This is a genomic window from Nonomuraea basaltis (assembly GCF_005893125.1).
Taxonomy (GTDB): Bacteria; Actinomycetota; Actinomycetes; order Streptosporangiales; family Streptosporangiaceae; genus Nonomuraea; species Nonomuraea basaltis.
On sequence record NZ_VCJS01000088.1, the window covers coordinates 36475 to 49555 of the forward strand.

At 68.1% G+C, this 13081-nt stretch carries 12 protein-coding genes; 1 reads left to right on the top strand and 11 read right to left on the bottom strand.

What is annotated here, in order from left to right; translation table 11 throughout:
- Positions 1-107: 107 nt before the first annotated feature.
- From EJK15_RS34390 to EJK15_RS34440, 11 genes are all read right to left on the bottom strand, one after another.
- Positions 108-323 (bottom strand): helix-turn-helix domain-containing protein, encoded by a 216-nt coding sequence (locus EJK15_RS34390; protein WP_125642298.1) that lies wholly within the window; start codon positions 321-323, stop codon positions 108-110.
- Positions 324-436: 113 nt separating this feature from the next.
- Positions 437-2035, bottom strand: coding sequence for an ABC-F family ATP-binding cassette domain-containing protein (locus EJK15_RS34395; protein ID WP_138714649.1), 1599 nt, complete (start codon positions 2033-2035; stop codon positions 437-439).
- A 112-nt stretch (positions 2036-2147) separates the two neighbouring features.
- Positions 2148-4745 (bottom strand): exo-rhamnogalacturonan lyase family protein, encoded by a 2598-nt coding sequence (locus EJK15_RS34400; RefSeq protein ID WP_138714650.1) that lies wholly within the window; start codon positions 4743-4745, stop codon positions 2148-2150.
- Positions 4742-5362, bottom strand: coding sequence for a rhamnogalacturonan acetylesterase (locus tag EJK15_RS34405; RefSeq protein WP_138714651.1), 621 nt, complete (start codon positions 5360-5362; stop codon positions 4742-4744). Before EJK15_RS34405 ends, EJK15_RS34400 begins: the two co-directional genes overlap by 4 nt.
- Positions 5359-6234, bottom strand: a complete 876-nt coding sequence (locus EJK15_RS34410; protein ID WP_138714652.1) for a carbohydrate ABC transporter permease — start codon at positions 6232-6234, stop codon at positions 5359-5361. Before EJK15_RS34410 ends, EJK15_RS34405 begins: the two co-directional genes overlap by 4 nt.
- 13 nt (positions 6235-6247) lie before the next feature.
- Positions 6248-7225 (bottom strand): ABC transporter permease, encoded by a 978-nt coding sequence (locus EJK15_RS34415; RefSeq protein WP_206061261.1) that lies wholly within the window; start codon positions 7223-7225, stop codon positions 6248-6250.
- Positions 7226-7288: 63 nt separating this feature from the next.
- On the bottom strand, positions 7289-8731 hold the full coding sequence (locus EJK15_RS34420; RefSeq protein ID WP_240777395.1) for a type 2 periplasmic-binding domain-containing protein: 1443 nt from the start codon (positions 8729-8731) through the stop codon (positions 7289-7291).
- A 116-nt stretch (positions 8732-8847) separates the two neighbouring features.
- Positions 8848-9477: a YesL family protein gene (locus EJK15_RS34425; RefSeq protein WP_338089905.1), complete on the bottom strand. Its 630-nt coding sequence runs from the start codon at positions 9475-9477 to the stop codon at positions 8848-8850.
- 123 nt (positions 9478-9600) lie between these two features.
- Positions 9601-10257 (bottom strand): DUF1961 family protein, encoded by a 657-nt coding sequence (locus EJK15_RS34430; protein ID WP_138714655.1) that lies wholly within the window; start codon positions 10255-10257, stop codon positions 9601-9603.
- A 163-nt stretch (positions 10258-10420) separates the two neighbouring features.
- Positions 10421-11440 (bottom strand): LacI family DNA-binding transcriptional regulator, encoded by a 1020-nt coding sequence (locus EJK15_RS34435; protein WP_138714656.1) that lies wholly within the window; start codon positions 11438-11440, stop codon positions 10421-10423.
- A gap of 184 nt (positions 11441-11624) precedes the next feature.
- Positions 11625-12212 carry a TetR/AcrR family transcriptional regulator gene (locus tag EJK15_RS34440; protein WP_138714657.1) on the bottom strand — a complete coding sequence of 196 codons (588 nt, stop codon included), beginning with the start codon at positions 12210-12212 and terminating at the stop codon, positions 11625-11627.
- Between the two features lie 84 nt (positions 12213-12296).
- Between EJK15_RS34440 and EJK15_RS34445 the strand changes: the two genes are divergently transcribed.
- Positions 12297-13081: NAD(P)H-binding protein (locus EJK15_RS34445; protein ID WP_138714658.1), on the top strand; the 785-nt coding region annotated here is incomplete at its 3' end.

Below are 13081 nucleotides of genomic sequence, written 5' to 3' on the forward strand. Positions count from 1 at the left end.
CCGATGCTGACCGTCGCGCCCGAGCCTACAGAATATGATTCTGGGCCCGGGCGCGACGGTGGCTGACTAGGGACGGGCGGCTGCGGTCGCACGTTCCGAGGCGGCCGTCAGCGCTTGGACTTGCCTCGAGTCGCCCCGCCGCGCCCGCGCAGAGTCACACCGGACTCGCTAAGGATGCGGTGGATGAACCCGTAAGACCGACCGGTCGAAGCAGCCAGCGCGCGAATGCTCTCGCCCTGGGCGTAGCGCTTCTTGAGATCGCCGGCCAGTTTTTCCCGGTCGGCCCCGGTGACCCGGGTGCCCTTCTTCAGTGTCTCGGCCACGAGTACCTCCTGTAGTGCCGGACTTCCGCAGCGTTACTCCGCCATGATCAGTCATTTCAGCGGGATCGGCTACCTACTCCACGGGAAAAGATCCGTACCCACTCAAATTAAGATCAGGCAAGTGCCACAAGATCGGAAAATTCGTCGCTCCATGCGTCTTCAGTTCCGTCCGGTAGCAAGATCACCCTATCCGGTGACAGGGCGTCAACGGCACCCTCGTCATGTGTGACTAGGACGATTGCTCCTGAATACGACCTCAGAGCGGTGAGAACTTGCTCCCGGCTGACCGGATCGAGGTTGTTCGTGGGCTCGTCGAGGAGGAGGACGTTGGCGCTGGAGAGGACCAGCATGGCCAGCGCGAGGCGGGTCTTCTCACCGCCGGACAGCACCCCGGCAGGCTTGTCGACGTCGTCGCCGGTGAACAGGAACGAGCCGAGCACCTTGCGCAACTCGGTGTCGGTGAACTCGCCGCCGGCCGATCGCATGTTCTCCAGCAGGGTCCGGCCGGCGTCGAGAGTCTCGTGCTCCTGGGCGTAGTAACCGACCTTGAGGCCGTGGCCGGGCCTGATCTCGCCGGTGTCGGGCACTTCGATGCCGCCGAGCAGGCGCAGCAGCGTGGTCTTGCCGGCGCCGTTGAGGCCGAGGATGACGACCCGGTGACCTCGGTCGATGGCCACGTCGACGTCGGTGAAGACCTCCAGCGACCCGTACGACTTGGACAGGCCCTCGGCCATGAGCGGGGTGCGCCCGCACGGCTGCGGCTCGGGGAAACGCAGCCGGGCGACCTTGTCGCTCTGGCGCTCCTCCTCGGTGCCCGACAGCAACCGGTGCGCACGGCGCATCATGTCCTGGGCCGCCTTCGCCTTGGTGGCCTTGGCGCGCATCTTGTCGGCCTGCGCCAGCAGCGCTCCGGCCTGCTTCTCGGCGTTGGCGCGCTCGCGCTTCCTGCGCTTCTCGTCGGTCTCGCGCTGGGCGAGGTAGACCTTCCAGCCGACGTTGTAGTGGTCGACCGCCGACCGGTTGGCGTCCAGGTGCAGGACCTTGTTGACCGTGGCTTCAAGAAGGCCGACGTCGTGGCTGATGATCACCAAGCCACCTTGATGAGACCGCAAAAAATCACGAAGCCACCCGATTGAGTCCGCATCTAGGTGGTTTGTCGGCTCGTCGAGAAGGAGGGTTTCCGCACCGCTGAAAAGAATTCGCGCCAATTCCACGCGCCTGCGCTGACCCCCGGAAAGCGTTTGCAACGACTGGGTCAGCACCCTGTCGGGCAGGCCGAGACTGGAGGCGATGGAGGCGGCCTCGGACTCGGCCGAGTAGCCGCCCAGCACGTGCATCTGGTCCTCGAGCCGGCCGTACTGCCTGACCGCCTTCTCGCGGGTGCGCTCGTCGGCCGAGGACATGCCGACCTCCGCCGCGCGCAGCTTGCGCAGGACCTCGTCGAGTCCCCGCGCGGACAGGATGCGGTCGCGCGCCAGCACCTGCAGGTCGCCGGTGCGCGGATCCTGCGGCAGGTAACCCACACTGCCGCTGGTGGTGACGGAGCCGGCGGCGGGCAGGGCCTCGCCCGCCAGCACCTTGGTCAGCGTCGTCTTGCCGGCGCCGTTGCGGCCGACAAGCCCTATCTTGTCGCCCGGATTGACCCGGAACGAGGCTTTTTCGATGAGCAGGCGCGCACCTGCGCGCAGCTCGATATCATTGGCGATGATCATAGTGGCGGACACTCCCGAGCTAGGAAACGAGGGTTAGGGCGTGGCGACGCCGATCAATCGGGAGTATGCATACCGATCAGTGTAGGCCCCCATGAAGGGGGCTCACCTCTGGTTAACGTTCCGCCAGGTGCTCGCCGATCAGCGCGAGGTTGTGGATGGCGGCCAGGCCGAACTGCGCGGCCCCGTTGGTGCTGACGAACGGCGCCTCCCGCACCGGCGACAGCACCTCCGGCCCGTCCACCACGGTCAAGTGCCAGTCCCGCTGCCGCTGCATCGGGTTGCTGTTGAGCTGGTCGCCCTCGTCGAGGTCGAACTTCCGCCACGCCCACGCGGCCAGCTCCGCGTCGCCCATCCGGGCGGCCGCGTACGCGGTGAGCCTGCTGTGCGCCTGGATCAGCGAGATCCCGGACAGCCGCTCCCCCACCTCCGCCTCCTGCTGCTCGGGAGTGGCCAGGTAGAGGCGGCAGTAGTCCAGCCACGCCCGCTCGAACCCGGGCGCGTCCAGCCGGAGCGCGATCAGCTCCGCGCAGATCTCCGGCAGCCCGAACAGGGAGGACAGGTGCGAGACCGAGATCTTGTCCCGCGAGGTGTCGAACCGGCCCGTCGCCAGGTTCAGCCGGGCCTCGCCGGTCAGGAAGCCGTTCGGCAGCGCCCCGATGTCGGCCATCGTGCCCAGCAACCGGTCTCTGGCCCGCTCGTCGCCGTGCCGCTCCCACCGGGTCAGCCAGGCCGCCGCGAGCGACCCCCAGTCGGTGCCGAGCCCGACCGACAGCGCCGCCGGATCCGGGGTGTAGACGTCCTCGCGCACCTTGCGCGTGGGGTCGATCACCGTGAACGTCTCCTCGGGCACGCTGAGCTCGTCCATCAGGTCGCCGGTGCGCTCGTCGGCGGTCAGGTAGTAGTAGAAGCGCCGGTAGGCGGCGTTGGAGATGCGCAGTTGCTTGCAGCTGCACCCCCAGTGCTGCACGTTGTGCCGGCTGCCCAGGCCCTTCCAGCGGCCGAGGTGGTAGACGTCGACCTCGCCGGTGTGCCGGGTCATGGCCTCGGCGAAGCGGAAGACGTCGGCCCGCCCGGTGCGCAGATACTGCAGCCACAGCCACAGGTCGGGTGACAGCTCGGAGTTGTCCCAGGCGTAGCCGCCCACGTCGTAGCGCCAGGTGTGCCGGTCCTGGTCGTAGGTGTGCATGACGTCGCCGTAGTCCCAGAACCCGTACCACCTGCGCTGCTCGCGCTCCCGCACGTACAGCTCGAACAGGAAGTCCAGCCGGTCCTCGATCTTCGCGTGCGCGGGCGTGGAGCGGTCGGGCAGCTCCCAGACGCCGAACACGCCGGCCTCCCGCACCCGCTCGGGGGACGCGGCCAGCAGTCCCGGCGCGTTCATCGCGGCCGCGTAGGCGGCCAGGTCCGGCGAGGAGGGCGTGGTGTCGCAGGCGCGCAGGGTCAGCTCGTGGGAACGCGCCACGCCGTGGGCGTCGCCGAACCCGGGCTCGTAGTCCTCGTACGTGATCTCCAGGCCCTCGAGCTGCTCGGCGAAGGTGTCCTGGCCCATGCCGTCGTGGTAGAAGCGAAGGTCCATGGCGGGCGCGGACGGCGACCACAGCCAGACGGTCGCGGTGGCCAGGCCGGTGGCCGCGTTCCTGATGTCCAGGCGCGTCGGGTGCAGGCGCCAGAAGTCGCGCAGCCCGAAGCCGAGGCCGCCGCTCACGCCGCCGAGGTAACCGTACCCGGCCGAGCGGGTGCCCGACGGGATCGTCACCCACGCGTGGCCGTCGGCGGTGCGTTTGCGCAGCGTGAAGCCGTCGGCGGAGCCCTGGTCGAGCGTGTAGTCGTTCCAGGCGGGGATGAGGTGCAACCGGTTGCCGACTTCGGGGTCGATCGCACCGCACGGCTTGCCCGCGACCTGTGCCCTGCGTACGGACTCGCCGGGGTCGCGGCGCAGCCCGGTCAGGCCGCGCACGGCCTCAGTGAGAAAGCCCGTGAGGAAGCCCTCGGAGCCGGCCAGCCTGATGTGCCTGTCGTGCGGCTCGTCGCGCATGACCACGTCGGCACGCAGGCCGAGCCCGGCCAGGAAGTCCCGCTCGGGGTCGCCGTCCCAGACGAACGTGTGCATGACGCGCACGTCCTCGGCGCCGGCGTAGAAGTACAGGCGGACGGTGAACGGCAGCCAGTCGCCGTGCCGGCCCTCCAGGCGCACCACGGCGCGCACGGGGCCGTCCTGCTCGACCGTGACCCGCTCGACCAGGCCCGTGGCCTGCTCGCGGGCCACCGGACCGCCCTCGTCGGGGGTGGGCTCGCCCTGGCGCAGGCTCACCAGGCGGACGTCCCTGGCGATCTCACGGCTCCCGCGTGAGATCGACCGGGCCAGCGTGCCGCCCGCCTCCTCGATCGTCCAGGTGACCACGCCGGTGCCGACGGTCAGCACGCCGCCCTCGCGGGCGACGGTGACGGGCGTGGCGGGCGCGGCCGGCCCGCGGCCCGGTTCGAGCCGGTACGTCTCCGCGGGCCCGGGCTGGGCGCCGATGGCGTGGGCCGACCACTTGACCGAGCCGTCCGGCCAGGTGGCGGTCACCCAGCTCTGCACGGGCACCTCGCCGCCGTCCGCGCCGGTCAGCGCGAACGGCGTGCCCCGCTCGACCGCTCCGCGCGGCCACGGGACTCCCCAGGTCACCCCCTGCTCCCCCGGCCGGTCCAGCCAGCGCAGTGCTGTCATGCGATCTCCTTCAGCCGCTCCGCGACGATCCTCGCCACCTCGTCGGCGCCGCGGAAGCAGAAGTGGGTGTCATCGGCGATCCCGTCCGGGTAGAGCGGGTGCACGCCGGGCGGGAAGTGCGTGAACAGGGTCGTGGACCCCTCCGGGCCGAGCCGCTCGTACAGCTCGGTGGTGGCGGTGGTCAGGTCGATGAGCGGCACGTCCTCGGCGACGGCCAGCGCACGGACCCGTTCGGGGTAGTCGCCGTGTGTGGGGACCAGCCGCTCGCCCTCCCATCGGCGCCGCTGCACCGGCGTGCACAGGACGGGCCGCGCCCCGGCCCCGCGCGCCTCCTCCACGAAGGCGCGCAGGTTCTCCTGGTACGGCAGACCTGGATCCTTCTGGTCGTTGTGCCCGAACTGGATCACCACCAGGTCGCTGGGCACGACCTCGCGCAGCAGCGCCGCCCACAGGCCCTCGGCACGGTGGCTGGCCGTGGTGGCGCCGCCCTTGGCGAAGTTGCGCACCGGCCCGCCGGCGTACGCGCCGAGCTGCGCCCCCCAGCCCGACATCGGCGCTTCGAACGCCGGGCAGGAGGCGACCGTCGAGTCCCCCGCCAGCAGGACCGTGCGCGTCATTCCTTGACCGACCCGATCAGCACGCCCTTGGCGAAGTGCTTCTGCAGGAACGGGTAGAAGAACAGGATCGGCAGCGTCGCGATCACCACGACGGCGAACTTCAGCCCCTGCACAGGGAAGAAGGCCGTCTCGATCGCGCCGATGGCGTTGGCCGCGTCGGGGCTCGTGAGCTGCCGCACCAGTACCTGCAGCGTCCACTTCTGGTTGTCGTTGATGTACAACAACGGCGACATGTAGTCGTTCCAGATGCCCACGGCGTAGAACAGCGAGAACGTCGCGATGATCGGCTTGGAGAGGGGCAGGACGATCTTGAAGAAGACGCCCATCTCCGAGCACCCGTCGATGCGCGCCGCCTCCTCCAGCGCCTGCGGCAGCTCCTGGAAGAACGACTTCACGATGATCAGATAGAACGGGTTGATCGCCAGCGGCAGGATCAGCGCCCAGTAGCTGTCGAGCATCCCCAGGTCGCGCACCACGAGGTAGGTCGGGACGATGCCCCCGCCGAAGACCAGCGTGAAGATGACCAGGTTCAGCACCAGGGTGCGGCCCGGCAGGTATCGCTTGGCCAGCGGGTAGGCCATGGTCAACGTCAGCGTGAGCTGAAGCACCGTGCCCACCGCGGTCACGATGATGGTGGTGATCATCGCCCGCAGCATCGTGTCGTTGGCGAAGATGTACTCGTAGGTGCTGGTGACGAACTTCTCCGGCCACAGGAAGAACGGCCGCGCCGAGATCTCCCCTTCGGTGGCGAACGACCCCGCGAGGACGTAGAAGAGCGGCAGAATGGTGATCAGCGCCAGCGCGCCGAGCACGATGACGTTGAACACGTCGAAGATCCGGCCGCCGAGTGTGTCTTGCTGCTTGATCGACATGATCCCTCGCTCCCTAGAACAGTCCCCGCTGGCCCATGCGCTTGGCCAGCCAGTTGGAGCCGAAGATCAGGACGACCCCCGCCACGCCCTTGAACAGGCCGACCGCGGTGGCATAGCTGTAGCCGCCCTGAGTGACACCGACGTAGTAGACGAAGGTGTCGAACACGTCCGCGACGGAGCGGTTGAGTGAGTTGGTGAGCAGCCAGATCTGCTCGAAGCTCTGGTCGAGCAGGTTTCCGGAGGTCAGGATCGCCATGACCACGATCGTGGGCCGGATGGCGGGCAGCGTGACGTGCCAGAACTGCCGCAAGCGCCCGGCGCCGTCCATGCGGGCCGCCTCGTACAGCTGCGAGTCCACGCCGGCCAGCGCGGCCAGGTAGATGATCGTTCCCCATCCGGACGTCTTCCACAGCAGCTGCATGATGACCAGCGGCCGGAACCACTCCGACTGCGCCATGTAGTCGGCCTTGGCGCCGCCGCCGGTCAGGGTGTGGATCCAGCTCGCGATCACGCCGAAGTCCACCGAGAACAGGATGTACGTCAGCGAGAAGACGATCGTCCAGGACAGGAAGTGCGGGATGTAGATCAGCGACTGGACGTAGCGCTTGTAGACGTTGATCCGCAGCTCGTTCAGCAGCAGCGCGATGATGATCGGAGCAGGGAAGACGAAGATCGCCGTCAGCAGCGCGAGGAAGAGGGTGTTGAAGAGCAGGCGGCTGAAGTCGGGCCCGGTGAACAGATCCTCGAAGTGCTTCAGGCCGACCCAGGGGCTGTCGGCGTAGCCGAGGAACGGCACGAAGTCCTGGAAAGCGATGGTCAGGCCGTACATCGGCGCGTACTTGAACACCGCAAAGTAGATCAGACCGGGCAAAATCATCAGATAGAGCCAGCGGTAGCGCTGCAGCGCCGAACGGACCGTCACCCTGCCCGGCCTGCGCCTCTTACCCTTGGGGGCCGCCTTCGTGGCCGGCGGCGCCAGGTCGGTGGCCACGAAGGCCTCCTTTCGCGGGGAAGGGCCCGGGATCGCGCCCGGGCCCCTCCAGGTCGTGTCGGCTCAGTTGAGGCCGAGCTTGGCGATTCCGGCCTGCAGCTCGCTGAGGATCTGCGTACCGCCGCTGTCGTACCAGCGCTTGATCTCGGCCTTGTACTGCTCCTCGGTGATCTCACCGGCGAGGTACTTGATGCGGCCGTCGGTGACGATCGGGTTGAGGGTGGCGCCCTTCTCGACCTGGGTGACAGCGATCACCGGCAGCGACGGGTCGTGCACCGCGGTCTGCAGGTCCAGCTCCATCAGCTCGTCACGCCGCTTGATCCACTCCTTCTCGGCCTCGCTCGGGCGCGCCCACTCGTAGGCCTCGCCGGCCACGCCGACGCTGGAGGTCATGCCGAGCTGGATGAAGGCCTTCTCCACGTCGTTGGCGATGACCTTCATCGCCGGGTCCTGGTCGTTGAGCTTGACGGCGAAGCCGTTCTCGACCTTGAAGTTGCGTCCCTCGATCCCGTTGTTCACCAGGATCGCGCCCTCCTTGGAGGCCAGCTTGTCCAGGACCTTCAGCACCTCGTCGAGCTGCTGCTCGGTCCGGATCTTCTGCTTGGAGACCGCGACGATGCCGTTGTAGCCGGTGAACGGGTAGGAGAACTTCTTCCCGTCGGGCCGGCTGAGGTTACCGGCCATCGTGACCTTCTGGTCGTACGTCTTGGCGTCGAGCTCCTTGAACTTGTCGAAGAGCGCGCCGGCCCGGACGTTGACGTCGATGGTGATGCCGCCCTTGCCCTGGATGAACGGGTCATCCCACTTGGCGGTGTCCAGGGTGGCCCAGTCGGGGTTGGTCAGGCCCTCGTCGATGAACCTCTTGATGTACTTCTGGGCCTCCCAGAACTCCGGCACGTCGAACTCGGGGACGAGCTTGCCGTCCCGCATGCCGTAGTTGTTGGGGGTGCCGAACCAGACGTCCATGACGTTGTACGGGCTGGAGGCCGAGAAGTTGACGCCGGGCCACTTCGGCAGGATCAGGCCGTAGGTGTCCTTCTTGCCGTTGCCGTCCGGGTCCTTCTCGGTGAACGCCTTGGCGATCTCGTAGAGGTCGTCGGTGGTCTCCGGCATCTTCAGGTTCAGCTTCTCCAGCCAGTCCCTGCGGATCATGATGGCGGAGCGCAGCAGGGGGCGGACCCGGTAGACGCCGTAGTTCTTGCCGTTGGTCTTGGAGTTGATGAAGGCCTGCTCGGACTTCGCCTTCAGGTTCGGATACTTGTCCAGCTTGTCGGTCAGGTCCCAGAAAGCCCCGGCCTCGGCAGACTTGACGAACGACGGGCCCTTGTTGTCCTGAATGACCATGACGTCGGGGAGCGAGCTGGACGCCAGCGTGACGTTGGTCTTCTCGTTGTAGTCGGCGTTGGGCACCCAGGTGATGTTGAGCTTCTTGCCGATGAGCTTCTCGACCGCCTGCTGGATCTCTCCCTTGGGATCGGGGGCGGTGCCGAACAGCGGGACCATCATGGTCAGCGTGTTGGCGTCCGCCTCACCCCCCTCACTGCCGCCGGAGCATGCCGTGGCAGTGAGGGCCACCGCTAGCGTTAACACACCGGCGAGGAGCCGGCGACGACGGGATGCGCTCATGAGTTCCCTTTCAAATGCAGGCGCGCCTCGTTCTCCTCGAAGAAGCGCAGGCAGAGCCACGTGTTGATATAGATCCACGCACCGGCGCTGATGATCAGCGCGAGAACGGGCACCGTCGCGGTCGCGGTCGCGATCGCCCAGAGCGCGAACAGCAACAGGACGGTGGAGGCCGGCCGGGTCAACGCGAGGAGCGACGCCTTGGGGATGTAAGCCCAGAGCGGCAGCTCGTAGTGCGCGTACAGCGGCCCTATGTACGCCCCGACCGTGGCCAGGAGGAGCAGCGCCACGAACGTCGCGATCCGCAGCGCGCCCGATCCCGGACCTTGGGCGGCGAAGTACAGGTAGTTGCCGATCAGGACGGTGGCGAGCAGCGCCATCGGCAGGACGACCAGCGAGGCGCGGACGAACTCCCGTCGGTAGACGGTCCAGAATTCGGTCCAGGCCTGAAACGTTTCATTCCGAGCATGCCTCCGAGCCAGCGTGTAGGCGGCTGCAGTGGCGGGCCCGAGCCCGAGGATCACGCCTCCCGCGAGGGTGAAGACGATCCACATCAGGTTCAGCTGAACTGCCCAGATGAGCTCTGAACAGGCAGCTTGAATCCTGAACGACATGGCGGGATGGTTCATCCGGCACCACCTTCTCGTGGCATGTGCACGGATACGGGGGTGGGTTGTTGCACCGTGGTTCCTGCCCGATTACAAGCGAGTGAACGGCGGTTGGTGTGAAATTAGTGTTGAATCGACTCAAAGTCAATGACGAGATACCCGGAGATTTCCGTACTCTCCGATCAACGGGGCCATCTGCCGGAACCCGATCTTGCCTCCTGCCAGGGCAGGGCCGCCGATCGAGCCGTCGTCCTGCCAGCGGAACGAGACCAAATCGTTGATTGAGAAGGTGATCTCCGACCCCTTGACGTCGAGCCGGACCGCGTAGGGGCCCTCGGCGTCGAGCACCGCCGGAAGCGGGTCGGGGCCCTGCGCGACCAGGTGGAACCCGTGGCTCTTGCGCAGGTTGCAGGTGTGCAGGGCGCGCTCGGAGGCCCACATGCGGCGGAAGTAGGAGACGTGGTAGGCGTCGATGTCGCCGTGGTGGTACTGGTCGTACGGGCCGGCGCGCTCGGCCAGGGCAGGGTCGAACAGGTCCTCGCCGTTCCCGCCGCGGGCGTGGAAGAACATGATGGCCAGGCCCGGCTCCCTGACCGGCCAGAAGTCCCACTCGACGCGCACGTCGGCGGGGAACTCCTCGGGACACCACAGCACCAGGTTGGCCGCCTGCCCGTCGGACGGCGGCCTGAGGCTCTCCAGGCGCATCCGGCCCTGCGGGAACGACACGGCGCCGTCGCCCTCCATCCGGAAGCCGGCCAGGTCCTCGGGGGAGGCCAGGGGATTGCGGTAGAGCTCGGTCAAGGAAGGAAACTCCTTCGGTGATCACGGCGAGGCACGCTGCGCTCGCCGCTCGGTGGATTGGCGAGGAGGCGTGCGGCGGGGGGCGGCGCAACACGCACGGTGCCCGGCACGGGGTTGAGCCGGGCACCGGCACGCCCCGGTCAGGAGCGATCGGCCCAGCCTCTCAGGGCTCGCGACGCGGGGCGCTGGACTCGCGAATCACCAGGTCAGGCTGGAAGATCACCTGTCTGTGGCGATGCTGCTCGGGCTCGGCGACCTCCTCGAGCAGCAGGTCGATGGCCGTACGCCCGAGCAGGTCGCGCGGCTGCCGTATCGAGGACAAGGGCACCGCGGCGGCCGCGGCGAAATCGATGTCGTCGTATCCGATGATGGCCAGGTCCTCGGGCACGCGCAGCCCGTGTGAGGCCATCGCCTGTAAGAAACCGAGCGCCATCATGTCGTTGGCGCAGAAGGCCGCCGTGGGCCGCTCGTCGGGAGGAAGCGCCGCCACGCGCTCCCCGATGGCCCGCCCTTCGGCGACGGTCAGCGCAGGCGCGATGGAGGTGACCAGCTCGACGGCGCCGTCGGCGGCGGCGACGGCGCTGGTGACGCCCGCGTGCCGGTCGGCGACCTGTCTGATGGACGGCGGCCCGCCGACGAACATGATCCGCCGATGCCCCCGTTCAATGAGGTGAGCGCCGGCGATCTGCCCGCCGAGCCGGTCGTCGACCGCCACCGAGCACTGCAGCCCGGTGGCCGGGCTGTCGACCAGCACCACGGGCGTGCCCCTGGCGATCAGCTCCTCCAGCCAGGAGGTCTCCATCTCGACCGGCGTGATCAGTATGCCCATCACCCGCTGCTGTTCGAGCTGGTCGAGGTGGCGGCGCTCGCGGCCGGGGTCGCCGGCGCTGTTGCACAGCACCACCATCGTGTCATTGTCCTCGGCCACCGACTCGGCGCCCTGGGCCACGTCCACGAAGAACGGGTTGGACACGTCGAGCACGACGAGCCCGACCGTCCGGCTGCGGCCCACCCGCAGGTGGCGGGCCACCTCATTGCGGACGAAGCCCAGCTTCTTGATCGCTTCGAAGACGCGTTCGCGTGTGGCGGGGGACACGATCTCCGGGCGGTTGAGCACATTGCTCACCGTGCCCACAGAGACGCGCGCCAGCTGCGCGACCTCTTTGATGTTCCTGGTCGCCATCGATCCTCACGAGGCCGTGCTGCTGTAAAGGCATAAGTCGCTACGTCGGCGGTCCGCCGAACGCGACCCGCCGCAGGTGAAAAATCGGCTAAATGCGGCGCACCGCCGTACGCGGCCCGCCGTGAACTCGCTCATCATAGCGGCATTCAAGATTGTTTTGAATCGTCTCAACCCATCGAAACGGTCACGAGGGCACATCGGGCAACGGCGTCGCCGCGGTGGCCTTCATGCCGTCGAGCATCAGACGCAGGTATTTCCCAGGGCTTGCCGCCACGGGCCCGGGCAGCGCGTCGGGATGACAGGTGAAGACGTTCAGAAGATGGATGAGGTCGTCCACGCCGACGTCCGCGCGCATCGAGCCCTCCGCCTGCGCCCTGCGTACGAGAGCGTCGAACCGCTCCACCCACCCCTCCCGCGCCCGCGCGAACTCGGCCCGGTCGACGATCGCCTCCTCGGGCAGCTCGGCCAGCGCCGTGGCCAGGGCTGCCCGGCCGGGCGCGGCGACCCAGGAGACGAACTCCTCGATCGCGCTCCAGGCGTCGGTCGTGCTCTTCGCGGCCTCGTCCAGGGCGTCCGCCATGGTGTGGATGTAGTGGTCGCCGACGGCCGCGATCAGGGCGTGCCGGTCGGGGAAGCGGCGGTAGAGCGTGCCGACGCCGACCCCGGCGCGCTTGGCGATGGCCTCCATGGGCACGTTGACGCCGCGCTCGGCCACGACCTCGGCGGCCGCCGCGACGATCTTGTCGAGGTTCCGCCTGGCATCCGCCCGCACGTTCGACCTCCAAGTGGACGATCCAATTCCGGTTAGTGTACCGTCCACATAACCGGAATCTTATCGTCCACTTAGGGAGTCAAAATGATCGTGATAACCGGCGCCACCGGCTCCATCGGCCGAGCGCTCATCGAACGGCTGCACGGCCGCGACGTTCTCGCCGTGGTCCGGCGGCCCGCCGACGACCTGGGCTGCGACTACGCGCTCGGCGACTTCGACGAGCCCGACACGATCGGCAGGCTGCTGTCGCCGGGCGACCGCCTGTTCCTCAACAGCTCGCTCTGGCCTGGCTTCGTCGACGCCCACCGCGCGGTCATCGACCTGGCCGCGCGTGTGGGCGTGGCGCAGATCGTCGCGATCTCCGTACGGGATGCCGCGCCGGGCGCGAAGCTGGGCACCGGCATGCACGGCGCGGTCGACGCTCACCTCAGGAAGTCCGGCGTGCCGTGGTCGATCCTGCAGCCGACCGGATTCATGCAGAACCTGCCGCGGGACGTGCAGGAGGGCCGCTTCTACGGCTCGTACGGCTCCGCTCAGGTCAACTACATCGACACCAGGGACATCGCCGAGGTGGCGGCGGCGCTGCTGACCCGCCCGGTCGGCGCGGACCGCGACTACGTGCTCACCGGTCCCGAGTCGCCGTCGCACGACCAGATCGCCGAGCAGATCAGCGCGGCGCTCGGCCGCCCGGTCCGCTACGTGGATCTGCCCGTGCCGGAGATGGCCGCGCACCTGGAACGGCAGGGCGTCCCACAACCGCACGCCCGCGACCTGGCCGAGCTGATGGCCGAAGCCGAGGACGGCCGCTGGGCGACGACCACGGCGGCCGTCGAGGACCTGACGGGCCGCCCGCCCCGCCCCCTGTCCAC